A 25,720-nucleotide genomic window follows, 5' to 3' on the forward strand; every position below is an offset into this window, starting at 1 on the left:
CATGACCCGCACACTCCGCGACCTCGCCCACACCCGCGCCGGCGACAAGGGTGATATCTCCTGCATCTCCGTGATCGCACATCGGGCAGAAGACTTTGCCGTGCTCGAACAACACGTAACGGCCGAACGCGTGCGCGCGCATTTCGCTGAACTCGTGCACGGCGATGTCGAACGCTACGTGCTGCCGCAACTCGGTGCGCTCAACTTCGTGCTGCACGGCGCGCTGGCCGGCGGCGTGACGCGTTCGCTAGCGCTGGATGCGCATGGCAAGTCGCTCTCCAGCGCGCTGCTCACGCTGGAGATTCCAAGCTAAGCTGGCGCATCACGCCCCGGCTTCCGCCATGAACCTCTCCGTCAAGCAGCTTCGCGCCTTTGCCGCGCTACGCGAGCACAAGAACTTCACGCAGGCGGCGCAGACCTGCCACCTGTCGCAATCGGCCTTCAGCGCGCTGATCCAGAACCTGGAGGCCGATGCCGGCGTGCGTCTGTTCGACCGCAACACACGCCATGTCGAATTGACGCCCGAAGGTGAAGCCTTTGCCGACTCCGCCCTGCGCCTGCTGGCCGATTTCGAGGCCACCTTTGCCGAACTGCGCGACCGTGCGGCCGCACGCACGGGGCGCGTGACAGTGGCCGCGCTGCCATCGATTGCGGCAGGCATCCTGCCCGGCGTGCTGGCAGCGTTCTCTGCGCAGCATCCGGGCATTCAGCTGGCGCTGCACGATCAACTGTCGGATCCGTGCATCAATATGGTCCGGCGCGGTGCAGCGGATTTCGCCATCGCAGCCATCGGCGCCGATATGGCGGGGCTCGCCGCGCAACCGTTCTGCACGGACGACTTCCATCTCGTCTGCCACCAGGATCATCCGCTCGCGCGCAAGCGCTCGATCGGCGTGAGCGACCTTGTCGATGCGCCGTTCATTCACCTCGCACGCAACACGAGCATCCGGCAATACCTCGATGCCGCCCTGCATCCGACCAAGCTGCGCAGCGGCATGGAGGTGGAGCACCTGGCCACCGCGGCCGCGCTGGTGGCGGCCAATCTGGGCATCACCGTCATCCCGGCGCTGGCGCTGTTCCAGTTCCGCTTGCCGGAGTTGGCGGTACGTCCGCTGCCGTTGCCGGGCCTGGTGCGTACGCTGTATGTGATCCGGCGCGACGGCCGCAGCCTGTCGGTGGCAGCACAAGGGCTGCTGGATCTGTTGATGGCGCACGCTGCGCATACGGGCGCGCCATCGGCTTGACGCTGCCGGTTTGATACCGCGCAAGCCGGAGACAAACCCGGGTGCAGCATCCCCCACCCGCGCTGCTACAGTGACGGCATTCCCATTCCAATCTTGCGGAGCGCCCATGCATCAACGCATTCTTGCTGCCTTTGACGGCACCCACGAAGCCCACTTGGCGGTGGAAGAAGCCGCCGCGCTCGCCCGCGCATTCCAGGGCCGGGTGCGCGTAGTCTGGGCCGTCGGCTCGCCGGCCATGCCTGAATCGCGCGAAATCTACAGTGTGGACAAACTCCGCGAAGAGGCCCACCGCACGGCCAGCGCCTCACTGGTCGAACTCCAGCGCCAGTTCGACGCTAGCGGCACCGCCGCCGAAACCGGCGTCCTGATGCTCGACGCCACCGACGACGACATCGGCAGCGCGCTGGAACACGAGGCGGTGCGCTGGCAGGCCGACACCATCGTGGTCGGCTCGCAGGGCAAGCACGGACTCGCCCGCATCCTGCTGGGCAGCGTGGCCGAGCGCACGGTCAAGCTGTCGCACCGCACCGTCATCGTGGTACGTGCACCGCACCCGGAATCGAGCGCCGGCTGAACCGTCTGGACGCGTCGAATCGCTCCACTATGCAACTTGTTGCATAGTGGAGAAAGGCTGTGCTATCGTGCCCCCACATTGATGCAACCCGTTGCATTTTTTGCTCAGGAGCCACTGTGACGCAGCCGATTCCTTCCACCCTGAACGCCCCCGCGCAAGCCACACTCGACGCCTGGCACGTCATGCTCGAGAGCGGCAACATGGACAACCTCGACGGCCTGTTCGCCGATGACGTGGTGTTCCGCTCACCCGTGGCGCACACGCCCTACCCGGGCCGCACGGCCACCACGCTGGTGCTGCGCACCGTCAACACCGTCTTTGAAGATTTCAAATACCACCGCAGCTTCGCCACCGACGATGGCGCGAGCGTGGTGCTTGAATTCAGCGCCAACGTGAGCGGTAAAGCGCTCAAGGGCATCGACATGATCCGCTTCAATGCCGACGGCAAGATCGTCGAGTTCGAAGTGATGGTCCGTCCGGCCACCGGCCTGCAGGCACTCGGTGCCGCCATGGGCGCCAAGCTGGCCGACAAGCTCGGCTTGCTCAAGGCCGGCGCCTGAACCGCTGCCCCATTTCATTCCCATATCCAGACCTACGGAGACTGCCATGTCGCTGCCGCCGATCCTGCAACACCGCCTGTCCGTGCCCGTAGTGGGCTCGCCGCTGTTCATCATTTCCAACCCCGACCTCGTGATTGCGCAGTGCAAGGCGGGCGTGGTCGGTTCGTTCCCGGCGCTCAACGCGCGCCCGGCCGAGCTGCTGGAGACCTGGCTGCAGCGCATCACCACGGAGCTGGCCGAATACGACGCGCAGCATCCGGACAAGCCGTCCGCGCCGTTCGCCGTCAACCAGATCGTGCACAAGTCGAACGACCGCCTGGAGCACGACCTGGAACTGTGCGTGAAGTACAAGGTGCCCATCGTCATCACCTCGCTGGGTGCGCGTGAAGACGTCAACCAGGCCGTGCACAGCTACGGCGGCATCGTGCTGCACGATGTGATCAACAACAAGTTTGCCAAGAAGGCGATCGAAAAAGGCGCGGATGGCCTGATCGCAGTGGCCGCGGGTGCGGGCGGCCACGCAGGCACGACCTCGCCATTTGCGCTGATCCACGAGATTCGTGAATGGTTCGATGGCCCGCTGCTGCTGTCGGGCGCGATTGCCAACGGCAACGCCATCCTCGCAGCGCTGGCGGCCGGTGCAGACCTGGCCTACGTCGGATCGGCCTTCATCGCCACGGAAGAAGCCAACGCGATCGAGGGCTACAAACAGGCCATCGTGGAATCCACCGCCAGCGACATCGTCTACACGAACCTGTTCACCGGCGTGCACGGCAACTACCTGCGCAAGAGTATCGAGAGCGCGGGCCTGGACCCGGAAGCCCTGCCGGAGTCCGATCCGAGCAAGATGAACTTCGGCTCGGGCGGCGGCGCCAAGGCCAAGGCATGGAAGGACATCTGGGGTGCCGGCCAGGGTGTGGGCGCGGTCAAGCGCGTGGTGCCGGCGGCAGAACTCGTCAAGCGCTTTGCCGAGGAGTTCGAGGTGGCACGCCGCCGCCTGAACAACGTCGAGGCGCTGCGTGCTCCGGCGGGTGACAAGGCGACGGCCTGATTCCGTCTTAAGCAGTCATCGAGGCTGGCTCCAGCAACGGCAGTACATCGTCTGCCCACGCGAGCCAGCCTTCTTCGTAAACGATGCCGCGCTGGAGCACCGCGTGCTGCAGCTGCTGCGCACGCGTGAGATCGGGGCGCGCAAAATCGCGCTGCTCGATCTCGCGGAAGGTGTTCAGGCGCGTGCGGTGCTGCTCAACCAAGCGCTGCATCTCGTCGGCAAAACCGAGCGGGCCGATCACGGCTTCGGCGCGCAGCTTCACCAGCACCTCTTCCCGATTGTCCGACGACACCGTCGGCTCCAGCACCCAGCGCGCGAGTTCTTCGCGGCCCGGCGGCAACACCGTGTAGGTCTTCTTGCGGCTGTCTTCCTGTTCTTCCGCACTCACCCAGCCCGCCTCGGCCATGCGGCCCAGCTCGCGGTAGATCTGCTGATGCGTGGCACTCCAGAAATAACCCATCGATTTGTCAAAGCGGCGGGCAAGCTCGTAGCCGGACGAGGGCTTTTCAAGCAGGGACGTGAGCAGCGCGTGTTGGATGGACATGAGAGAAGATCTGGCGCAAGTCTTTGTTTCTGGAATCCATGACCCAGGATAAGGGGTTGAATACCGCTATCTGGTCCGATCTGCGAACTTTACAGAACAGTGATGGGCGCGTCATGCATTGTTTGCCGTGCTGGATCACACAGCAGGATTTCGCCGACCGCACGCACGTCTGCCTCGAGCCGCAGCCTTCGATCCCGATTCATCCGATCGCCTCCGCAGTGCCCCGCCCGATTTGCCGCAGCATTGGACGGTTCAGAAGCCGACGCGCAGCAACGTTTCGCTCAAGCGCTCGGCAACGTCGACTTTCACGAGCACAACCTTCGAACGGCAATGCATGCCGCCGCGATGACATGCCGGCGACTAGGCTCGACGCAATCACCTCACACAAGGCCAAGCCAGATAAGGCTCAAGCTTCCCCGGGAAGCGTCACTTCGTTCGCGAGCAGCGCCTCCACCATCTCGACTGCAGCACGCTGCAACTCGGGAACGAAGCGCCTGACTGCCTCTGCCGGGCTGATCGCCTGCTCGAGGTACACAACATTGAGGCTTGCCAGCACGCGGCCCTGCGCCTCGATCGCCACGGCCACCGCACCGATCTTGCGCTGATCGGACCAATCCCCGTGGTTTGACCCGAACCCGTTCGCACGTGTCTGGCGCACAAGGTTGCGAATGTAGGCATCGTCTTGCGCGAGCTTGAGCTGCTGCTCCCCGCCCGCGCCCGAACGCAAGACTTCCAGGATGTCTTCCCGCTCGGGTTCCGGACACATCGAAAAATACGCACGTCCGGCCGCGGTCAGCAGCATTGGCAGGCGCCGGCCCACCATAGAACGATGGAACGACAGCGGACTGAAGCGGTGGGTCGTCTCGCGGATGATCATGGCGTCGCCGTCGGGCGTGGTCAGGTCTGACGGCCACACCACGCGTTGCAGTAACCGCCCCATGATCGGCGGCGCTACGGTGGCAATGCGTTCGTCGTCGGTGAAGCCCTCGCTGAGCGAACGCACATCGAGCGTCAGGCGGAAGGTGTCGTCCGACGCGCTGCGCCGTACGCATTTCTCCTCCACCAACGTCTCCAACAAGCGCCGCACGGTGGTGCGGTGCAGACCGGTCGCCTCGCTCAACTGCTGGCTTGTCGCACGGCCTTTCTCCATCGCATTGAGGGCTCGAAGTACTTGCAGGCCACGCGCCAGGCCCCGCACGCTTGCATACTTCGTCATGGAAAATCCCCTTAAAAATCAATGACGTGCATTCTATGCACATTTTTTAGAAATTGTTGAGCGGGCGTCGGCCGATGCCTAGACTCCTTTTCAAAATCAAGCCGACGGAGACGCCCTCATGCCTGACCACCCGCTCTGCCCTCCCCGAGTTACCCGCGCGCTCGCGAGTAGCGTCTGATCCACACGCGGCCGATCGGCCGCTCCTGAATTGTCCATCGCATCAAGCGCCAACACATGGCTGGCGCAGGGGCGCACTCGCGCCTACAGGAAGGAGACACATGAATACCCTGACTACCCCGACGGCTCGCGAAGACCGTCAACAAGCGTTGTCCACTGACGTTGCTATCGTCGGTGCAGGCCCGGTTGGGCTGATGCTCGCGAACATTCTCGGCCTCCAGGGCGTGCGGGTGACGATCATCGAGAAGCTGGATCAGTTGATCGACTATCCGCGCGCCATCGGGCTGGACGACGAAGCGTTGCGCGTATTCCAGGCCGTTGGGCTGACCAGCGAACTGCTGCCGCACACCACGCCCGATCACTGGATGCGTTTTGTCACGCGCAGCGGCCATTGCTTTGCCTCCATCGAGCCGCGCACCGATGAGTTCGGCTGGTCGCGCCGCAACGCGTTCATCCAGCCGCTGGCCGACAGTGTGCTCTTTGAGGGCCTCAAGCGCTTCGAGCATGTCCGCATTCTGTTTGGCCATGGCGTGGAATCCATCCGCCAGGACGCCGACGGCGTAAGCATCGAGGCGTGCACCGCCAGCGGTGATGTGCTTACCGTCCGTGCGGCGTACGTGGTCGGAGCCGACGGCGGGAACAGTTTCGTGCGCCGTGCGCTGGGCGTTCCGTTCGAGGGCCGCACCAAGCCCAACCAGTGGATCGTCGTGGACGTGCGCAACGACCCGATCGGCACGCCGCATGTCTACCTGCATTGCGATCACGAGCGGCCCTATGTGTCGGCGGCGCTTCCGCACGGTATCCGCCGCTTCGAATTCATGGTCATGCCGGGCGAAACGGAGGAAGAGCTCTCCAAGCCCGAGAACATGGCTGCCCTGATCCGCAAGGTCGTCGCGCATCCGGAGAAGGTCGACTACATCCGCAAGCGTGTCTACACCCACAACGCGCGGCTCGCGTCCACCTTCCGGGTCAACCGCATCCTGCTGGCCGGCGATGCCGCGCACATCATGCCGGTATGGCAAGGCCAGGGATACAACAGCGGCATCCGCGACGCCAACAACCTCGGCTGGAAGCTCGCGATGGTGGTCAAGGGCATGGCAGGCGATCGCCTGCTCGACACCTACACCGCCGAGCGCCGGGCGCACGCGCGCTCGATGATCCATTTGTCGGAGGTGGCAGGCGACATCTTCGCGCCCACCACGCGGTTTGGCGTGCGCTTTCGCGATGCATTCGTGCGCACGTTCAACATCGTGCCGTCGATCAAGCGCTACTTCGTCGAAATGCGCTTCAAGCCCATGCCGCGTTACGAAGAGGGCGTGGTTCTGCTGCCACCGCCCGCCAAGACCGGCGGCTGGCTCGCCCGTGTACTCGATCGCGCAGGCAACTCCGCGCCGGGACGCCTGCTGGGCCTCATGAGCGAAAAGCGCGATTCCCTCCTCGGACGCGTGGTCCATGGCCGTGACACGCTGGCGGGCTCGCCGGTTGGGCGGCTGTTCATTCAGCCCAAAGTGCGCACGCCAGACGGACGCATCGCATTGCTCGATGACGCTATCGGCAATGGCTTCGTGGTCCTCGGCTGGGGCGCGAATCCAACATTTGGTTTGACGCAGCAGGCGCACGCACTGTGCGAGCGGGCCGGCGTGCGCTTCGTCATCGCAAAACCCGACGTGCAGCTCGCCCACGGCGACGACGTGCCGCAAGACGTGACGGCCATCGGCGATGTCACCGGCCGGCTCAAGGACTGGTTCAGCCGGCTGCCGGAATCCGTCGTGCTGCTGCGCCCCGATCGATTCGTGGCCGGCGTGTGTACGCCGCAACAGGTGTCCGAAGCCATCGTCGCGCTTGCCGGCAAGCTTGGCATGGCCGATGCACCGGTGCCGGCCAGCGCGCCGACGCCGCTGCCGCCATCGGCGCGCCCACAGCACGAAGACCTGGCCGCCGCACAAACTGCCGGAGCATGACGATGCCGATTCATTTGGAATGCCTCTCGCACACGCCCCTGCACGGCTACGTCGACCCCGCTCCGGAAGTGGTTGCCGAAGTGGCGCGCGTGCAGGCCGCAGCGCAGGAACGCGTGCGCGCGTTCGCCCCCGAACTCATCGTCATCTTTGCGCCAGACCACTTCAACGGCTTCTTCTACGACGTGATGCCGCCCTTCTGCATCGGCGCGGCCGCCAACGCCATCGGCGATTTCAACAGCCTGGCTGGCACCCTGCCCGTGCCGACCGATCTGGCTACCGCAATGGCACAAGCCGTGCTGGACGCTGACGTGGACGTATCGCTCTCGTACCGCATGCAGGTGGACCATGGTTGCGCCGATGCGCTCGCTGCGCTGACCGGCGGGCTGGACCGCTACCCGGTCATCCCCGTCTTTATCAATTCGGTGGCGCCACCGATGGCCACGCTGCGCCGCACTCGTCTGCTCGGGGATGCAGTGGGGCGTTTCCTCGGACAAACGGGCAAGCGCGTGCTGGTGGTGGGATCGGGCGGTATTTCGCACGAACCGCCCGTGCCAGAACTGGCCGGCGCCACCGCGGAGGTCGCCGAGCGGCTGATCGCAGGGCGCAATCCATCGGCCGAATCACGCGCGGCGCGGCAGGCGCGCACGGTGGCGGCGGCTCGGGCGTTCGCGGCGGGCGACAGCCCCCTGCACCCACTCAACCCCGAATGGGACCGCGCATTCCTTGCGCGCCTCGCTTCGGGCGAGGTCGCCTCGGTGGACGACATGACCAACGACGCCATCACCCGCGACGGCGGCAAATCGGCACACGAGATCCGCACTTGGGTGGCCGCCTTCGGCGCGCTGGCCGCCTGTGGCCCGTACCGCGCGTCACTCGACTACTACCGCGCCATTCCAGAATGGATTGCAGGCTTCGCCACCATGCACGCGGTGCCGCACACCCCATCGGCTGCGACAGCCTGATTGAACCAGGAGAAACGAATGTCCGATCACACGATCGTGAACACCATTGCCGCGCGGCTGCGACAGGCGCAAGCCACCCGTCGGACCATTGCGCCGGTACGCGGCGAAATTGCCCTCGACGACATGGCAACAGCCTATGCCGTGCAGCAAGCGAATGTCGACGCGCGCGTGGCCGCGGGCGAGCGCATCGTCGGCCGAAAAATCGGCCTGACCTCGCTGGCTGTGCAGAAGCAGCTCGGCGTGGATCAGCCTGACTTCGGCGCGCTGTTCGCCAACATGGCCTACGGCGACCATCAGCCGATGCCGCTTTCCAATCTGATCCAGCCGAAGGTCGAGGCGGAAATCGCGCTCGTGCTCGAACGCGACCTGGTACACGAAAAGCACACCTTTGCCGACCTGCTGCGCGCAACGGCCTACGCGGTTGCCGCCATCGAGGTGGTCGACAGCCGCATCCAGGACTGGGACATCCGCTTCGTCGACACCGTGGCGGACAACGCATCGAGCGCGCTGTTCGTCCTAGGCAGCCGACCCGTTCCACTGACGGACATCGACCTCGCGGCGTGCGCCATGACGCTGTCGCGCGACGGCGAAGTGCTCTCACGCGGCAACGGCAGCGCGTGCCTGGGCAATCCGCTCAATGCGGCGGTCTGGCTGGCAGACCGCCTTGTACAGCTCGGTACGCCGCTGCGCGCGGGCGATGTCGTACTCACCGGGGCGCTGGGCCCCATGGTTGCCGTCACACAGCCCGGCTCGTTCACCGCCCACATCGAAGGGCTGGGCAGCGTCCGCGCGACCTTTACCGAATAACGAGGGCCATCCCATGACTTCCGAAAAACTCAAGGCCGCGATCATCGGCTCAGGCAACATCGGCACCGATCTCATGATCAAGATCCTGCGCAACAGCAAGCACCTGGAGATGGCGGCGATGGTCGGTATCGACCCCGCGTCGGACGGTCTTGCGCGAGCCGCGCGCCTGGGCGTGGCCACCACGCACCAGGGCGTACAGGGGCTGGTGGACCTTCCCATCTTCGACGACATCGACTTCGTGTTCGACGCGACCTCCGCTGGCGCCCACGTGAAGAACGATGCGCTCTTGCGCCAGCGCAAGCCCGGCCTGCGCGTGATTGACCTCACGCCGGCCGCCATCGGCCCGTACTGCGTGCCGGTGGTGAACCTCGATGCAAATATCGACGCACCGAACGTGAACATGGTGACTTGCGGCGGCCAGGCCACGATCCCGATGGTGGCAGCCGTGTCGCGTGTGGCAAAGGTACATTACGCCGAGATCGTCGCGTCGATCAGCAGCAAGTCGGCGGGGCCCGGCACGCGCGCCAACATCGACGAGTTCACCGAGACGACGTCCAAGGCCATTGAAGCGGTGGGCGGTGCCGCCAAGGGCAAGGCGATCATCATCCTGAACCCGGCCGAGCCGCCGGTCATGATGCGCGACACCGTTTATGTGCTGTCGGAAGCGGCCGACCAGGCCCAGGTCGAAGCGTCCATCGAAGAGATGGCCAAGGCCGTCAACGCCTATGTGCCGGGTTACCGCCTGAAGCAGACCGTGCAGTTTGACGTGATTCCGGAAGACAGCCCGCTGAACATTCCAGGCCTGGGCAAGTTCAGTGGCCTGAAGACCTCGATCTTCATCGAGGTGGAAGGCGCCGCGCACTACCTGCCTGCCTATGCGGGCAATCTCGACATCATGACGTCCGCCGCGCTGGCCACCGCCGAGCGCATGGCCGAGAACATGCTCAAAACCACCGTGGCCTGAGGAGTACGCACATGAGCAAGAAACTCTATATTTCCGACGTGACGCTGCGCGACGGCAGCCACGCCATCCGCCACCAATACTCCATCCAGAACGTGCAGGACATTGCGCGTGCGCTGGACAAGGCCAAGGTCGACAGCATCGAGGTGGCTCACGGCGACGGCCTGCAAGGCTCGAGCTTCAACTACGGCTTTGGTGCACACAGCGATCTCGAATGGATCGAGGCCGTTGCCGACGTGATCTCACACGCGAAGATCGCCACGCTGCTGCTGCCGGGCATTGGCACCCTCCACGATCTGAAGGCGGCGTACCACGCCGGCGCGCGCATCGTGCGCGTGGCCACGCACTGCACAGAAGCGGATATCTCAAAACAGCACATCGAGTACGCCCGCGAACTCGGCATGGACACCGTCGGCTTCCTGATGATGAGCCACATGACCACGCCAGAAAATCTCGCGCAGGAAGCCAAGAAGATGGAGAGCTACGGCGCAACCTGCATCTACGTGGTGGACTCAGGTGGCGCGCTCAGCATGAACGACGTGCGCGCGCGCTTCCGTGCGCTCAAGAACGTGCTCAAGCCGGACACGCAAACGGGCGTCCATGCGCACCACAACCTGAGCCTGGGCGTGGCCAATTCGATTGTCGCTGTGGAGGAGGGCTGCGACCGGATCGATGCATCGCTCGCCGGAATGGGCGCGGGCGCAGGCAACGCACCGCTCGAGGTGTTCATTGCCGCGGCTGAGCGCCTGGGCTGGAATCACGGGACCGACCTCTACACCCTGATGGATGCTGCCGATGACATCGTGCGCCCGCTGCAGGACCGCCCCGTGCGCGTGGACCGCGAAACGCTGGCGCTCGGCTATGCCGGTGTGTACTCCAGCTTCCTGCGCCACTCCGAAGTGGCCGCGAAGAAGTACGGCCTGAAGACGGTCGACATCCTGGTCGAGCTCGGCAAGCGGCGGATGGTGGGCGGCCAGGAAGACATGATCGTCGACGTGGCGCTGGACCTGAAGAAGCGCGCGCTCGAAGCACAGCAGTAACACCACCCACTCGGATCGCCAAATCCCCAGACAGAGGCTGCGACCCACAGCAGCCCATGACATCGGAGACTACCCATGAATACGCCCCGAACCGGCACCGCTGCCACCATCGGCCTCTGCCTGGCCATTGCATTACTCGAAGGCTTGGACTTGCAATCGGCCGGTGTGGCCGCGCCGCGCATCGCCAAGGAGTTTTCACTCTCGGTGGCACAGATGGGCTGGGCCTTCAGCGCCGGCGCCATCGGTCTGCTGCCCGGCGCGGCGCTGGGCGGGCGGCTGGCCGATCGCCTCGGCCGCAAGCGTGTGCTGATGCTATCTGTGGCGCTGTTCGGCGTCTTCTCGCTGGCTACCACCTTGGTATGGGATTTCCAGAGCCTGCTGCTCGCACGCCTGCTCACCGGCCTGGGGCTTGGCGCTGCCATGCCAAACCTGATCGCGCTGTGCTCGGAAGCAGCCGCCTCCCACCAGCGCAGCACAGCGGTAGGGGCCATGTACTGCGGCATGCCGTTTGGGGCCGCACTGGCCGCAGCAATCGGCATTGTCAGCCCGGCCGATGCAAGCTGGCGGCACATTTTCTATGTGGGTGGCTTCGGCCCGCTGCTGATGCTGCCCCTGCTGGCACTGTGCCTGTATGAGTCCGCACAGTTTGTGCGCGCGAAAGCGGACTCAGCGCGCAATGCAAACGGCACACCCGGCTTCGTCGAGGCCCTGTGGCGCAACGGGCGCGCACAAACCACGCTGGCCCTGTGGATCAGCTACCTGGGCACGTTGATCGTGCTCTATTTCCTGATGAACTGGCTGCCGTCGATGGTGTTGTCAAACGGCCTGACCCGTGCGCAATCGGGCATCGCCATGATGGTGTTCAACATCGGGGCCGGCATCGGCGCCGTAGGTATCGCCAATGTGATGGACCGCTTCGGCCAGCGGCTGACGGTGATCGTCATGTACGCGGGCATTGCGGCAGCGCTGGCCGGGCTGGCAGCCGCAACGGGAAGCACCTTGATGTTCTGTGGCGCGTTCTTCTGCGGCCTGTTCCTGGTGGGTGGGCAGTCGGCGCTGTATGCGCTGGCAGGCCAGGCGTATCCGACGCAGGTGCGCGGCACGGGGGTCGGCGCCGCCGTTGCCATCGGCCGTCTGGGTTCGATCCTCGGTCCGCTCGTTGCGGGACAGCTGTTCGCGCTCGGCCAAAGCCCATCGATGCTCGTCGGTGCCAGCATTCCGCTCATCATCATCGCCGCGCTTGCCGCGTTGATGGTTGTGGGCTCCTTCTCCTCGCATGTGGAACCCGGTGCGGCGCTAGCCGACGGGCACAACGCCTGACGAATGCGAGCAGACATTCCCTCGTTCAACTCTCCGCCTCAAAGGACAGCCATCATGGGTGCCACCGTACAGACCTTCACCGAAGCTTCAACGAGCAAATTCGTCACCATCCAGGATGGTGAAACCGAGTTTCGGATTCATTACAACGACACCGGCACCGGCGCGCAGACCGTGGTCATGTTGCACGGCTCCGGGCCAGGCGCAAGCGGATGGGCCAACTTCAACCGCAACGTGGAACCGCTGGCTGCCGCCGGCTATCGCGTGCTGCTGGTGGACTGCCCGGGCTGGAGCAAAAGCGATCCGGTGGTCAACACCGGTTCACGTTCAGAGCTCAACGGCCGGGTGCTCAAGGCCGTGCTCGATGCATTGGACATCGAGCGCGTGCACGTCATCGGCAACTCGATGGGCGGACACAGCGCGGTGGCCTTTGCCCTGGCCAACCCCAAGCGCGTCGACAAGCTCGTGCTGATGGGCGGCGGCACCGGCGGGCCGAGCCAGTTCGTTCCCATGCCCACCGAAGGCATCAAGCTGCTCAACGGGCTGTACCGCGAGCCGACCATCGAAAACCTGAAGCGGATGATGAACGTGTTCGTGCACGACCCCAGTTCACTGACCGATGATTTGATGCAGGCCCGACTGGATAACATGCTCGCGCGCCGCGACCACCTCGAAAACTTCGTCAAGAGCCTCGAGGCCAACCCGAAGCAGTTCACCGACTACGGTGCGCGCCTGGGCGAAATTGCAGCGCCCACGCTGGTGGTCTGGGGCCGCGACGATCGTTTCGTGCCAATGGATGTCGGTCTGCGTCTGCTCGCTGGCTTGCCCAACGCGCAGATGCACGTCTTCAACCGCTGCGGGCATTGGGTGCAGTGGGAGCACGCTGACGCATTCAACCGCATGGTGATCGACTTCCTCGCTCATTAAGGCACCACCGGCGCTCGACCATGGCGAGCCCTATGTCTCAACTATGTTTTGCCATTCAGACTGCCCGCAACGGATACACACCAGCGGGAGATACCTGTCATGGATGCGCTCAAAACGTCCCGGTCCCAGCAGGGACTTAGCAAGGTTCCGGAGATCACCCTCGCGTTCTGGGTGATCAAGGTCCTGTCCACCACGGTCGGAGAGACGGCCGCCGACTTTCTGGCGGTCAACGCCGGTTGGGGCCAGGGTGTGACGCGTCTGGTGATGGGAGCCCTGCTGGCCGTGGCCCTTGCCGCCCAGTTGCGCACCAGACGCTACACCCCGTGGCTCTACTGGTTGTCCGTGGTGTTGGTGAGCATCGTCGGCACCCAGATCACGGATTGGCTGACCGATGGCCTGGGCGTCAGCCTCTACCTCAGCACCGCTGTCTTCGCCATCGCACTGGCTGCCATCTTTGGCGCCTGGTATCGGCTGGAACGCACGTTGTCCATCCAGGACATCGTCACGCGCAGGCGGGAGCGCTTCTACTGGGGCGTCATTCTTTGCACGTTCGCGCTTGGAACGGCCGCCGGTGATCTGGCGACCGAAGCCTTGGGGCTGGGCTTCACCTGGGGGGCCATATCGTTCGGCGCAATGCTTGCCATCGTCTATCTGGCCTGGCGCAGCGGCTGCAACGCTGTACTGACGTTCTGGACCGCTTACATCCTGACGCGTCCATTTGGCGCCGCACTGGGTGATCTGCTCACGCAGGCCAAGACCTACGGCGGCCTTGGCTTGGGCGCGCCGCTGACCAGCGCCGTGTTCCTCGCCGTGATCGTCATGCTGGTGGCCGCCGCCCAATTCAGCGCAAGCCGCCCCCAACACGCCCACGCGGCCGACTAACTCCCACCGCCACCTTCAAGGAAATGCTTATGCGCCATGCCTACTGCTCCATCCCCCGCTGTGCCGCCGTTGCGGCTGCCGTGGCTGTCCTATTGCTCGGGACAGGGTGCTCGAAGCCGATCGATGCAAACGCTGCGAGCCCCGGCCAACCCTCTGCAACGCGCACGGCGTCAAAACTCGGCGATCTCACCCCGTTTCGGATCATCGTCGCCGACGTGGCCAACTTCGTAGACGAGGGAAACCTGGTCGCAGCCAGAACGCGGATCAAAGATCTCGAAGTCGCCTGGGACTCGGCGGAAGCCGGCCTGAAACCCAGGGCGCCGGAAGATTGGCACCTGCTGGACAAAGCCATTGACCGCGCATTGGAGGCACTGCGGGCCAACCCGCAAAACTCCGCCGACTGCAACGCGGCCATGGCAGCGTTGCTCAAGACCTTCAATTCGCTCGGTTGAACTTGACGAAGGGCCCGCTGCAGGACCCTCGTTGATGTCCGCGACGTTGCCCGGCGAGCACCGCCGTGGCAACGACCGCACTATCGGGTGATCTGCAGGCCCAGGTAGACCAGCAGTTGCTGCCGGTCTTCGGCGGGCGCACCAAACTCGCGGCCGACGGCACCCAGCAGCGTGTAGGTGTCATTGATCTTCCAGTGCATGCCCAGGTTGAGCAACGTGTGGTGCGCGCCGGGCGCCTGCGTCCTGCGCACCTCGGCAATGCACTCGCGCCCGTCACCGCAAGCGTGGCCGGCCACGATGCCAGCGACCCACTGGCTGTCGCCGCCCCCCGAGACGAAGTTGCGGCCAACTTCGGTCGACACGCCGAAACCGCCGACATCGGTAGCCACCTCAAGCGGCAGGAAGAACTCGTGCCCATCGCTCGCAATGCCTCGCCGCGTGGATCCATCCAGCATGCTGCGGCTGTACTGCGGATAGGTCGACACCGAGAACCCCGCCTGTTCCTGATCGATGAAGCGCCATTTCACGCCGAAGTTGCCGGTTCCCAGCCCCGACTTCCAGCGCTGGCCATCGTCGCGGACAAAGGTCCAGGGAATGTCGGCCTTGAGCTGGATGTGGTCGCCCCAGCCGTAGTTGATGTCGGCATCGGGCGCAGCCACCTGTAGGCGACCGTGTGTACGGGTTGCGATCGCACCGAGGTTGACTTCCCAATGACCGTCGCCGGGTGTTTCGGGGTCATCGGTCACCATGGGTGGCCCGCCTTGCGCCAACACGGGGCCGGCGATTGCGGCACTCGCAATGAGTGCCATCCAGCGCGACATGCAGCGCAGGCGTGCCTTCATGCTGTTCGGAAATGGCTGATGCATAAGCGTCTCTTGATGGGTGGAGAAGGAAATGAAAGGGTCCGCTCAAGATTGGGGGGAGACCGCGGACACGGGCTTCGGTCGCGTGCGTGACGCGCCAAGCGAATCGAACCCGAGGTACAGCACCGGGGTGATGAACAGCGTGATCAGTTGGGAGAGCAGCAGGCCGCCCACGATCGAAACGCCGAGCGGCTGGCGCAGCTCAGCACCGGCACCCATGCCCAGCGCGATGGGCAGCACGCCCATCAACGCGCACAGCGTGGTCATCATGATCGGGCGAAAGCGCAGCAGGCAGGCCTTGCGGATGGCATCTTCCGCGCCCAGCCCTTCGTCGCGGCGCGCCCCGATCGCGAAGTCGATCATCATGATCGCGTTCTTCTTCACGATGCCGATCAACAGCAGAATGCCGATCATGGCGATGAAGCTGACCTCCATGCCGGACCATCGCAAGGCAAGCAGCGCGCCGAGCGCCGCAGACGGAATGCCGAGCAGGATCGTGACCGGATGCACCCAGCTTTCGTACAGCATGCCCAGGATCACGTAGATGACCGCAACGGCAATCACGATCAGCCACAGCTGCGTCGTCTGCGATTGCTGGAACAGCGCCGCCTGCCCGCCGAAGGCACCGAAGACGGTGGCCGGCATCTTCAACGCCTGTTGCGCCGAAGCGATGGCGGCGGCCGCGTCCGACAGCGACTTTCCGGGGGACAGTTCGAACGACAGCGTCACCGCCGGCAACTGCGCCTGGTGGTTGACGGCAATCACACCTTTGCCGCGCGTGACGGTGGCAAACGCGCTCAGCGGCACGGTCTTGCCGGTCGCGCTGCGCACCTCGATCGCCAGCAGGTCGTTCTCGTCGCGCCGCTTCTCATCGACGACTTCCAGGATCACCTGGTAGCTGTCTTCCGGCGCGTAGATGGTCGACACCTGGCGGCTGCCGAACGCGCCATACAGCGTATTGCGCAGCGTCGCCATGTCGATCCCCAGCTGCGCGGCCTTTTCCCGATCCACCTGCAGTTGCGCTTCCAGACCGTTCTTCTGGTAGTCGCTATTCACGCCGACCAGCACATCGGAATGGCGCAGCACATCGACCAGCTTGCCGGCCCAGACATCAAGCTCGCCCGCACCGACCGACTGCAGCGTGTACTGATACGTGCTCTTGGACGCGCGACCACCCACGCGCAGGTTCTGCACCGGGCTGAAGTACACCCGGATGCTGGGCAGGAACGACGTGGACCGCCGCAGTTGCGCCAGTACATCGTCCAGCGGCGGCCGCTGGCTGCGGTCCTTCAAGTCGATCACGAGCTGCGTCGTGTCGTGGTCCACCTTGGTCGCCACGGCCGCCACACTGGCGTCATTGAGCACGACGCGTTCGATCTGCTGCATCACCGCCAGCCGGCCCGCGAACGACATGTCCTCCGGCGCATCGACGTTCGCGATCAGCTGCCCGATGTCCTCGCGGGGGAAAAACCCCTTTGGCGCGCCAACATAAAGCCAGGCCGTGACCGCGAAGGTGGCGGCGCCGATGATCAGCACGGCGGTGCGGTGCCGCAGCGCCACGTCGAGCGCACGCGCGTAGCCCGCCGCGCAGCGCTCGAACCCGGTTTCGAAGAGGCGACTCCAGCGTCCCGCTTCGCGATGCGCGACCGGCATGCGCATCACCAGCGGCACCAGCAGCGGGATCAACGTCAGCGCCACTGCCGCCGACACCAGGATCGCCAGCGACACGACGATGGCGAACTCATGAAACAGCCGGCCGATCGTGCCCGGCATGAAGAAGATCGGGATGAACACCGCCACCAGCGAGATCGAGATCGACATCACCGTGAAGCCCACTTCCCTCACACCTGCCGCTGCGGCTTCGCGCGGCGTCATGCCCTCCTCGATGTGGCGGATGATCGCTTCGAGCACGACAATCGCGTCGTCCACGACGAGCCCGACCGCGATGGTCAGCCCCAGCAGCGAAATGTTGTCCAGGCTCAGGCCACACGCCGCCATCAGCCCGAAGGTGCCGAACAGCGACAGCGGCACGCTGAGCGCCGGTACCAGCGTGATCGCCACCCGGCGCAGGAACAGCAGCATCACCATCACGACCAGCGCGATCGTCAACAGCATGGTCAGGTTGACATCGTGGATCGCATCGCGAATCGAGATCGAGCGGTCACCGCGCGTCTCGATCGAGACCGACGCCGGCAGCGCGGCCTGCAGCTTCGGCAACAGCGCACGCACCGCGTCGACCACCGCCACCGTATTGGCATCGGGTTGACGCTGCACCGACAGCAGGATCGATGGCTTGCCGTCGAGCGTGCTGACGTTCTGCACGTTCTCGATGCTGTCTCGCACGTCGGCCACATCGCTCAAACGCAGGACACGGCCCTGGCGGTTGGCGACCACGATCTGCGCGAAGTCGGCCGCGTGCCGCAGGTTGCCGCTGATCTGCACGGTCAGCATCTGGCGCTGGTTGTCGAGCTGGCCGATGGGCGCGTTGGAGTTCGCGTTCTTCAGTGCGGCGGCAAGCTCCGCGAGTGTCAGATCCAGCGCAGACAGCCGCGCCGGATCTGCCTGGATGCGCACCGCGTAGCGTTTCTGCCCCGTCACCTGCACCTGCGCCACGCCCTTGATGGCAGACAGCGCCGGCACCACCACGTTGTCGCTGTAAGCGTTGAGGTCTGACAGCGACAACGCCGGAGAACTCAGGCCGACGAGCAGGATCGGCATGTCGGCCGGGTTCACCTTCTTGTACGAAGGCGGCGCCGGCAGCTCGCTCGGCAGGGAGCGCGTGGACCGGAACAGCGCCGCCTGCACGTCGGCGGCCGCCGAGTCGATGTCACGGCTGGCGTCGAATTCCAGCTGGATCTTGGTTTCACCCTGAATGCTCGATGACGTGGACATCACCAGCCCGGGAATCGCCGAGAACTGCTTCTCCAGCGGCGTCGCAATGGAGCTGGCCATGTTCTGCGGACTCGCGCCGGGCAGCTTGGCGCTGACTTCCAGCGTTGGCGTGTCGTACTGCGGCAGGGCCGAGATGGGCAGTTGCAGCCAGCAGACCACGCCTGCGACGAGCACGCTGATCCAGAACAGCATCGTCGCAATGGGGCGTCGCAGGCAGGCCTCGGATAGCTTCATCGCGCGTCCTTGCTCGTGCGTGCCGCAATGCGCACCGCGGCCCCGGGCTTGAGGCCGGCCTGCCCCTCGGCAACCACGCGCTCCCCGCCGTTGAGGCCGTCGACCACCGCCATCTGGTCTTGCAGACGGAGCAAGGTGACCTGCCGCACCTGCGCCTTGCTGTCCGTATCGAGCACGTAGACGAAGCGGCCCTGCGGCCCCTCAAGCAGTGCCTGTGGCGGCAGCACGATGGCGCCGTGGCTCACGCCCGCATCGATGGCGAGGTCCACGTAGGCGCCTGGCCAGAGCGAGCGCGTCGCGTTCGGAAACGACGCCTTGAGCGTGATCGTGCCGGTGTCCGTATTGACGGTGTTGTTGACGAAGACGAGCGAGCCGGGCTGCCGGCCGCCATCGGGCGTCTGCAGTTCAATGCGGACAGCCCCGGTGGCGCGCGCATCCAGCAGCCGCGCCAGTTGCGATTCCGGCAGCGAAAACTCAACGCCGATCGGGTCGATCTGCACCACCGTCACGAGCGGCACGGCGGCTGTCGTCTGCGCGAGGCTGCCGGGGTGGACGGTCAGCGCGCCCGTCAGGCCCGCCATGGGGGCCGCAATGTGCGTGCGCTCCACCTGCAGGCGGGAGCTCGCCACTTCGGCCTGAACGGCCTTGTACTGCGCCTTCAATGATTCGAGCTTGCTGGCGCTGGTGTCGACCGCGCTCGTCGAGTAATAGCGCAGCTTCGCCAGCTGCCGGATGCGGGCCAGGTCGCGCTCGGCATCGTCCACCTGCGCCTCGATCTGCGCCGCGCTGGCCTGGGCGCGCTCGAGTTGCGCGGTCACGTCACTCGCGTCGATGGTGAACAGCAGTTGCCCCGCCTTGACGTCATCGCCCTCTCGAAAGTGGATGCCGCGCACCGTGCCGCCCACCTGGGGGCGCACGTCGACCTGATTCAGCGGCACCACGTGCCCGTGCGCGGACAATTTGACGGGCAAGTCACGCGCCTCGGCCTGCACCACGCTGACCAGAGGCAACGCCTTGGCCGGCGATTTCGCGGCATCGGATTGCCTGCCGAAGAGAGTGACCTGCATCAATGCGATCACCAGCCCCATGGCTCCCACGGCGATCGCACCACGCAACATGAAAGGCTTGTTCAGCGTCATGGTTCGTTGCTCATCTGGCGGGGCCGAGTGCCGCATTGACTTGCGCCAGGACCGCATCGTCCAGTGCGCCGGCAGAAGCTGCCAGCTGCAGGCGCGCATACAGGTAGTCGGACCGGGCGGACGTGAGGTTGTAGAGCGTCTGGTAGTAGTTCTGCTCGGCGTTGAGCACGTCGATGATGGTGCGCACGCCTACCTCCTGGCCCACCTTGCTCGATCGCACCGATGACTCGCCGGAGACACGGGCGCGCTCCAGCGCCCGAATGCGCTGGGCGCCGTCTCGCAGGCTGGCAAAGAACTGGCGCGTGGCACGTTGCGCCTCGCGCAGTCCGGCTTCTAGCGCGTAGCGTTGCTGGTCCTGAATGGCCATCGACTGGCGCAGCAAGGATTGGCGCATACCGCCGTCGACGAGCGGGATCGTCAGGCGCAGCCCGATCGTTCCGCCCGTGGTGACGTCACGACCGCCTGACTTCGAAATACTGCCCGCATCGTACTGCCGCCCTACGCTCGCAACCGCCGTGATGACCGGCGCGCCGCGCCAGGTGTACTGGTCGCCGGCCAGCTCCGCGATCTCCACGCCCAGCTCAAGCTGGCGAACGGCGGGATTGGAGCGCCGCGTCTGGTCGAGCCAGACCTCCTGCGTTGCGGGCGGCAGCTCCGTCGCAGAGAAGCCGGACAGGATTGGCGCCAACTTTCCCGAGTTCACCCCGGTCAGCACGGCAAACGCGTCCGACTTGTTGGCCAGGTCGTTCTGGTTGGCAATCAGCGCCGCCACCACACCGTCGTACCGGGCTTGCGCATCGTCGGTATCGCTGGCTGTGCTCAGGCCCAGCGCATACGATTGTTTGGCCAGCGCCAGTTGTTCACTGATGGCTTGCGCCTGGGTGTCCGCCAGCGCAACGTTCTCGCGCGCGACGAGCACGTCGAAGTAGCTGCGCGCGACCCGCAGCATCAGATCCTGTTCTATTTGCTGATACTGAATCCGAGCCTGTTCGGCTTCGCGATGCAGACGCTCCCGGGCGAAGTTCGCACTCGCGTCATACAGCGGTTTGCTCCAGACAACGCTCGTGCCGTAGCTCTGGCCACTCGTGTACGAGGCCGGGTGTGACGATGTTTCCAAACCCGGGCGATAGTCCTGACCGGCCTGTCCAGCGTTGGCCGTCAGGTCAACATGCGAGGCCGTCAGCGCATCACCCTGCGCAATCTTTTCTTCCGCGGCACGCAGCGCGGCCTGCGATGCCATCAGCGCGGCATCATTCGCGCGCGCTGCCTGCCAGGATTCGACCAGATCGACCGCGCGCGCCGAGGAACACACCGCACCCAGAAGCAGGAGGACGATCGGCGCAAACAGGCGGTGGGGACATCGCAGCATTGCGGAGGCTCAAGAACGTGCGAAAAAAACGTGCGGCGGGCGCAGTGCGCCCCCGGGCAACCACGGAGGTCGCGCAGGGATGCGCCCGGTGCTGCGCAGCGCTACTTCGCGTTGCCGGGCAGCACGTCGTACCGCAGTAGTCCGGCCTTGGTGTCTGCCGAACCACCAACGGCCACGTACAGCCGATGGAGTTCGGGCACCAGGAACGCCGTCTTCGCGCCCTTCTCCGACGGCACGCGCGCAATCTCGTCGTAGTGATCGGCATCGCGCTGCTGGAACACCGCAACGTAGTCATCACCCGCCGCGTAGATGCGATGGTTCCTTGCGTCGAACATCATGCCGTTGGTTCGGCCCGGCGCATCGAAGCTCGCCACCGATTGCCCGGTCTCCGTGTTGATCACCACGAGCTTGAACGGCTTGCGCGTAATCACGAACAGGCGCTTGTTCTTCTCGTCGAGATCGATCTGCGAGTTGTCCTTCCCTTCCTTGATCTGCCAAGTGTTCAGCAGCTGGCCCGTTTTCTTGTCGAGCACGGCAATCTCGCCCTTGCCGGCCACATTGACGAACACGCGCGATCCGGCCTGCTCGGCCACGATGCCTTCGGTAAAGTCGGTGTCAAACGTGGTCTCGCCCAGCGTCTTGCCCGAGTCGACATCCACCTGCGTCACCAGCGTTTTCGCCATCTTGGTGGGCGCGTTCTTGCCACCGGTGACAAACCACAGGCGGCGCGACGAGGGGTCGTAGCTCATCACATCGGCGCCCGGTGTGAGCTTGATCGTGCCGGTCACGGCATAGCTCTTGCCATCCAGTACCTTGCTCAGGCTTGCGCCGCTGTTGCTGACAAACAGCCGATTGCTCTTCGGCTCGTAGTGGATGGCGTGCGGCGTCTCCATGCCTTTGACGGTCTTCAGGTGTGCGCCGCTGCGCAGGTCGAAGACCTCCAATGTTCCGCCGTCTTCGCCGGCCAGAAACAGCCGGTTGCCTTTGATGTCCGCGCCGAAGTGATCGAAATCACCGTCGTAACCGGGCAGGTCGGTGCGGCTGAGCAGGCGCAATGGCTCGCCGGCCACGGCAACGTTGGACAACAGCGTCGCTGCTGCGAGCGCCACGGCAGTGGCGACCGTGCGAATGTTCGCTTTCATGGGAGTCTTCACCCTTCGCAAATGCGGCGCGCCGCTTCAGTTGGCCTGATCGAACAGGGCGTCGTAGCTCGGGATCTTCTTGGCCAGTGCGTCCCGCAGCGCGTTCGACTTCTTCAGGAACGCCAGTTCCTGGCTGCTGGTGTTCGGGTTGGCCGGCGGATTCTTGAACGCGTAGACCACCAGGCCGATGTTGTTGCCCTTGGCATCGCGCATGGGCATCAGCACGACGAACTTCTTCGGGTTGTCCTTGGTGCGGTTCCAGCGCGGATCGACAATGGTGATGCCCTTCTTGATCACGTCGATGTCATCCGGGTCGTCCGCGTTGCCGATACGCTCGGGGTAGGAACCCGCGAACATCGTGAAGATGTCGGTCTGGCCCGGCGGGGTGCCATGCAGCGTGATGCTCAGCAGTTCCGGATGCTTGGACATCGTCTCGTCAGACAGTTTCTGGCCGTAGATCTTGTGGGACGGCGGTGTCCAGTTCTTGTCCGCCCAGGAGGGCGCACTGCTCAAAGCGGCCATGCCGGTCAGTGCCGTTGCCAGCGCCAGCTTGAAAAAGGTGCTCATGGGGTGTCTCCGTTCTTGAGATGTCGTTGGTCGCATCCGATCCGTGGAAGCGTGGACCGAGTCTAGGGGGGGACTCTGTACGCTTCCTGTAGTGATCCTTAAAATTCATTCAGCCAAGCCGGCGCCGGATCGAATAGCATCCACGGGAACGATCCTCGCCGCGCTATAAGACTGGAGCACCCCGCATGAAGTCGATCGGCAGCCGCATCACTCTCTGGTATGCCATTACCGTCACGGCAACGCTGGCTTGCCTCTTCATCGCCGGCCATTTCCTGCTCGACCGCTATCTCGTCAAGCAGCTCGATGAGCTGAACGAGGCGCAGTTCAAACACCTCAAGGCCACCCTCGGCCGGGACTACGCCAAGCTGACGCCACCGGAAATCGACGACCGCATCCGCCAGGCCACCGAATCAGCGTCGTCGTTGTTCTATATCGACATGCATGCATCGATGGCGAACCGGTTCTTCAAGTCGCGCAATCTGCATGGGCAGTCGATCCCGGACATTGCGGGCGAACGTGCGTATTCCATCAGCATGAACACGATCGGCGAGGTGCGGGTGAGCGAATTCCAGCTCGCGCCGTTCGATGTCATCGTAGCCACGCCGCTGGCGCCGGTGAAGGATCTGATGGCCGGATACCGGCTGGTCTTCTTCGGCTTGCTCGGCACGGCGCTGGTGATCAGTGTGGCGGTGGGCTACGGCCTGAGCCGGCTGATCCTCCACCCAGTGCGCGTGATCCAGGCCACCGCCAACCGCATCCGCTCCGACGATCTCAGTCAACGCATTCCGGTGGGCGATGTGAAGGACGAGATCGCCCAGTTGTCGGCGTTCCTGAACCAGATGTTCGACCGGCTGGAGATGTCGTTTGCCGAGATCCGGCGCTTCGCGGCGGAGGCATCGCATGAACTCAAGACGCCCATGTCGCTGGTGGCGCTGCATGCCGAGCGGCTGCTGGTCAGTGATGGACTGACGCAGCAGCAGATGGATTCGGTGGCCGTCATCCTGGAGGAGCTCGGCCGCGTGAACCGGATCATCGATGAGCTGTTGTTCCTCTCGCGCGCCGATGCCGGCGCGGTGCTTGTCGAGCTTCGGGCGCAGTCTCCGGCCGCCCTCCTGAGCACCTTCGGTCAGGATGCCTCGGCCCTGGCCGAGCACGGTGGCAAAGTCTTCGCCTGGTCGCACCGCGGCGAGGGTGAAGTCAACATCGATGGCCCCCGCATCCGGCAGGTCCTGCTGAACCTGCTGACCAACGCCTTACGGGTGAGCCCGCAGGGCGGCGTGGTGTATCTCGACTCGACCTTGGCGGCCGGTACTTGGCGCATCAGCATGGTGGACGAAGGCCCCGGCCTGACACCCGAAGAATGCGAGCGCATTTTTGAACGGTTCGTGCGCCTGCCCTCCCCCGGCCAGGACCAGCGCGGTAGCGGCCTGGGCTTGGCCATCTGCCGCAGCATTGTGGCAATGCACAAGGGAAAGATCTGGGCCACCAGCCGCGACGTCGGGCGCGGCCTGCGCGTCGTCATCGAGATTCCCGCCGCGCCCGCGGCGTGACGCTGACCGCAACGTTGCTGCAGGCCGCCATCGATTCTGCTTGAGCCATGCCGCGCCATCAGCGCCCTACTACGTGGCCGCGCACGCCTGGCCACCTCCACGGTTGCCCCGGCAACCCTTCGCGCGGCCTCGGCTTCTAGGGAAAACCCACCCCACAAACCGGCGTGACCTGAACGCGCTTTCAGAATCGGTTCACGTTCGAGACAGGCTGACTGTCTAGTGTATGGGCACGGTTGGAACACCCAACTACTACCACGTGATCCCTCGCAACCAAGGACGCATAACGATGAAAACCCGAGACAAACTCCTGCTGTGTTCCGCCATCGCCAGCATGATGGCCGCAGCTCCCGCCGCACAGGCAGCCGACAAGATCACCCTGATGGTCGGTGGCTACGAGAAGATCATCTACCTGCCCGCCAAGCTTGCCGAGGGCCTGGGTTACTTCAAGGACGAAGGCCTGAACGTCGAGCTGCTCAATGAAGGCGCGGGCGTGGATGCCGAGAACGAGATGCTGGCGGGCGCCGTGCAAGGCGTGGTCGGCTTCTATGACCATTGCGTCGACCTGCAGGCCAAGGGCAAGTACATCGAATCGGTTGTGCAGCTCGCACATGCGCCGGGCGAGGTCGAGCTGGTGTCGAACAAACACCCGCAGGTCAAGAGCATGGCAGACCTCAAGGGCAAGACGATGGGCGTGACGGGACTGGGTTCGTCCACCAACTTTCTCACCCAGTACCTGATGGTCAAGTCTGGTGTGCCGGTGGGCCAGTTCACCTCGCTGCCGGTGGGCGCAGGTACGACGTTCATCATGGCCATGCAGCAAGACAAGATCCAGGCCGGCATGACGACCGAACCCACCATCTCACGCCTGCTCAAGACCGGCGAGGCGCGCGTCCTGGTTGATCTGCGCACCGCTGAGAAGACCAAGGAAGCGCTCGGCGGCACCTACCCGGCCGCCTCGCTGTACATGCCGACGGACTGGGTCGAGAAGAACAAGCCCACCGTACAGAAGCTCGCCAACGCCTTCGTGAAGACGCTGCGCTACATCAATACGCACAGCGCTGCCGAGATTGCCGAGAAGATGCCCAAGGACTTCTACGTGGGCGACAAGGACGGCTACGTCAAGGCCCTGGAAGGCGGCAAAGCCATGTTCACCGCGGACGGCATGATGCCCAAGGGCGGCCCGGACACGGTGCTGTCGGTGCTGAGCACGTTCTCGCCGAACGTGAAGGGCAAGAAGATCGACCTTGCAAAGACGTACACGACCGAGTTCGTAACCAAGGTGAAGTGAT

24 protein-coding genes are annotated in these 25,720 nt (G+C 64.6%); 16 read left to right on the plus strand and 8 right to left on the minus strand.

Annotated features, from left to right (window positions below; genetic code table 11):
* Position 1 precedes the first annotated feature (1 nt).
* From NG900_RS19345 to NG900_RS19365, 5 genes are all read left to right on the plus strand, one after another.
* The gene (locus NG900_RS19345; protein ID WP_252682986.1) at positions 2–313 is read left to right on the plus strand and encodes an AtuA-related protein; all 312 of its coding nucleotides are present in this window, start codon (positions 2–4) and stop codon (positions 311–313) included.
* 28 nt (positions 314–341) lie between these two features.
* Complete coding sequence (locus NG900_RS19350; protein ID WP_252682987.1) at positions 342–1,244, plus strand: LysR family transcriptional regulator; 903 nt, start codon at positions 342–344, stop codon at positions 1,242–1,244.
* A 106-nt stretch (positions 1,245–1,350) separates the two neighbouring features.
* A complete protein-coding gene (locus NG900_RS19355; protein WP_252682988.1) occupies positions 1,351–1,818 on the plus strand; it encodes a universal stress protein in 468 nt (155 codons plus the stop codon).
* Between the two features lie 116 nt (positions 1,819–1,934).
* On the plus strand, positions 1,935–2,378 hold the full coding sequence (locus NG900_RS19360; protein WP_252682989.1) for a nuclear transport factor 2 family protein: 444 nt from the start codon (positions 1,935–1,937) through the stop codon (positions 2,376–2,378).
* A gap of 46 nt (positions 2,379–2,424) precedes the next feature.
* On the plus strand, positions 2,425–3,429 hold the full coding sequence (locus NG900_RS19365; protein WP_252682990.1) for an NAD(P)H-dependent flavin oxidoreductase: 1,005 nt from the start codon (positions 2,425–2,427) through the stop codon (positions 3,427–3,429).
* 7 nt (positions 3,430–3,436) lie between these two features.
* Here the strand turns inward: NG900_RS19365 and NG900_RS19370 are convergent, their stop codons facing one another.
* Positions 3,437–3,973 (minus strand): PadR family transcriptional regulator, encoded by a 537-nt coding sequence (locus NG900_RS19370; protein WP_252682991.1) that lies wholly within the window; start codon positions 3,971–3,973, stop codon positions 3,437–3,439.
* A 406-nt stretch (positions 3,974–4,379) separates the two neighbouring features.
* Complete coding sequence (locus NG900_RS19375; RefSeq protein WP_252682992.1) at positions 4,380–5,189, minus strand: DNA-binding transcriptional regulator; 810 nt, start codon at positions 5,187–5,189, stop codon at positions 4,380–4,382.
* Between the two features lie 278 nt (positions 5,190–5,467).
* Between NG900_RS19375 and NG900_RS19380 the strand changes: the two genes are divergently transcribed.
* The 9 genes from NG900_RS19380 to NG900_RS19420 all read left to right on the plus strand — a co-directional run bounded on the left by NG900_RS19380 (position 5,468) and on the right by NG900_RS19420 (position 14,675).
* Positions 5,468–7,327, plus strand: a complete 1,860-nt coding sequence (locus NG900_RS19380) for a bifunctional 3-(3-hydroxy-phenyl)propionate/3-hydroxycinnamic acid hydroxylase (protein ID WP_252682993.1) — start codon at positions 5,468–5,470, stop codon at positions 7,325–7,327.
* A gap of 2 nt (positions 7,328–7,329) precedes the next feature.
* Positions 7,330–8,289, plus strand: coding sequence for a 3-carboxyethylcatechol 2,3-dioxygenase (locus NG900_RS19385; RefSeq protein ID WP_252682994.1), 960 nt, complete (start codon positions 7,330–7,332; stop codon positions 8,287–8,289).
* Positions 8,290–8,307: 18 nt separating this feature from the next.
* The gene (mhpD, locus tag NG900_RS19390; RefSeq protein ID WP_252682995.1) at positions 8,308–9,096 is read left to right on the plus strand and encodes a 2-keto-4-pentenoate hydratase; all 789 of its coding nucleotides are present in this window, start codon (positions 8,308–8,310) and stop codon (positions 9,094–9,096) included.
* A 13-nt stretch (positions 9,097–9,109) separates the two neighbouring features.
* The gene (locus tag NG900_RS19395; protein WP_252682996.1) at positions 9,110–10,060 is read left to right on the plus strand and encodes an acetaldehyde dehydrogenase (acetylating); all 951 of its coding nucleotides are present in this window, start codon (positions 9,110–9,112) and stop codon (positions 10,058–10,060) included.
* Between the two features lie 11 nt (positions 10,061–10,071).
* The gene (gene dmpG / locus NG900_RS19400; RefSeq protein ID WP_252682997.1) at positions 10,072–11,097 is read left to right on the plus strand and encodes a 4-hydroxy-2-oxovalerate aldolase; all 1,026 of its coding nucleotides are present in this window, start codon (positions 10,072–10,074) and stop codon (positions 11,095–11,097) included.
* 75 nt (positions 11,098–11,172) lie between these two features.
* On the plus strand, positions 11,173–12,417 hold the full coding sequence (mhpT, locus tag NG900_RS19405; protein WP_252682998.1) for a 3-(3-hydroxy-phenyl)propionate transporter MhpT: 1,245 nt from the start codon (positions 11,173–11,175) through the stop codon (positions 12,415–12,417).
* A gap of 54 nt (positions 12,418–12,471) precedes the next feature.
* Positions 12,472–13,341: an alpha/beta fold hydrolase gene (locus NG900_RS19410; protein WP_252682999.1), complete on the plus strand. Its 870-nt coding sequence runs from the start codon at positions 12,472–12,474 to the stop codon at positions 13,339–13,341.
* Between the two features lie 99 nt (positions 13,342–13,440).
* The gene (locus tag NG900_RS19415) at positions 13,441–14,223 is read left to right on the plus strand and encodes a COG4705 family protein (RefSeq protein WP_252683000.1); all 783 of its coding nucleotides are present in this window, start codon (positions 13,441–13,443) and stop codon (positions 14,221–14,223) included.
* Between the two features lie 23 nt (positions 14,224–14,246).
* Positions 14,247–14,675, plus strand: a complete 429-nt coding sequence (locus NG900_RS19420; RefSeq protein WP_252683001.1) for a hypothetical protein — start codon at positions 14,247–14,249, stop codon at positions 14,673–14,675.
* Positions 14,676–14,755: 80 nt separating this feature from the next.
* On the opposite strand, the gene NG900_RS19425 is transcribed toward NG900_RS19420, so the two are convergent.
* The 6 genes from NG900_RS19425 to NG900_RS19450 form a co-directional block, all read right to left on the minus strand.
* The gene (locus NG900_RS19425) at positions 14,756–15,541 is read right to left on the minus strand and encodes a hypothetical protein (protein ID WP_252683002.1); all 786 of its coding nucleotides are present in this window, start codon (positions 15,539–15,541) and stop codon (positions 14,756–14,758) included.
* Between the two features lie 42 nt (positions 15,542–15,583).
* Entirely contained in the window at positions 15,584–18,664 is a 3,081-nt protein-coding gene (locus tag NG900_RS19430; RefSeq protein WP_252683003.1) for an efflux RND transporter permease subunit, read from the minus strand.
* Positions 18,661–19,803, minus strand: a complete 1,143-nt coding sequence (locus NG900_RS19435) for an efflux RND transporter periplasmic adaptor subunit (RefSeq protein ID WP_252683004.1) — start codon at positions 19,801–19,803, stop codon at positions 18,661–18,663. Before NG900_RS19435 ends, NG900_RS19430 begins: the two co-directional genes overlap by 4 nt.
* Before the next feature lie 10 nt (positions 19,804–19,813).
* On the minus strand, positions 19,814–21,172 hold the full coding sequence (locus NG900_RS19440) for a TolC family outer membrane protein (RefSeq protein WP_252683005.1): 1,359 nt from the start codon (positions 21,170–21,172) through the stop codon (positions 19,814–19,816).
* A gap of 101 nt (positions 21,173–21,273) precedes the next feature.
* The gene (locus NG900_RS19445; protein WP_252683006.1) at positions 21,274–22,314 is read right to left on the minus strand and encodes an outer membrane protein assembly factor BamB family protein; all 1,041 of its coding nucleotides are present in this window, start codon (positions 22,312–22,314) and stop codon (positions 21,274–21,276) included.
* 36 nt (positions 22,315–22,350) lie between these two features.
* Positions 22,351–22,881 carry a hypothetical protein gene (locus NG900_RS19450; protein ID WP_252683007.1) on the minus strand — a complete coding sequence of 177 codons (531 nt, stop codon included), beginning with the start codon at positions 22,879–22,881 and terminating at the stop codon, positions 22,351–22,353.
* A 185-nt stretch (positions 22,882–23,066) separates the two neighbouring features.
* Here NG900_RS19450 and NG900_RS19455 point away from each other — a divergent pair, with 185 nt between their 5' ends.
* Positions 23,067–24,431 (plus strand): HAMP domain-containing sensor histidine kinase, encoded by a 1,365-nt coding sequence (locus NG900_RS19455; protein WP_252683008.1) that lies wholly within the window; start codon positions 23,067–23,069, stop codon positions 24,429–24,431.
* Positions 24,432–24,717: 286 nt separating this feature from the next.
* Positions 24,718–25,719 (plus strand): ABC transporter substrate-binding protein, encoded by a 1,002-nt coding sequence (locus tag NG900_RS19460; RefSeq protein WP_252683009.1) that lies wholly within the window; start codon positions 24,718–24,720, stop codon positions 25,717–25,719.
* Position 25,720 lies beyond the last annotated feature (1 nt).

The sequence above is a fragment of the Ralstonia soli genome (assembly GCF_023955655.1).
Classification (GTDB): domain Bacteria; phylum Pseudomonadota; class Gammaproteobacteria; order Burkholderiales; family Burkholderiaceae; genus Ralstonia; species Ralstonia soli.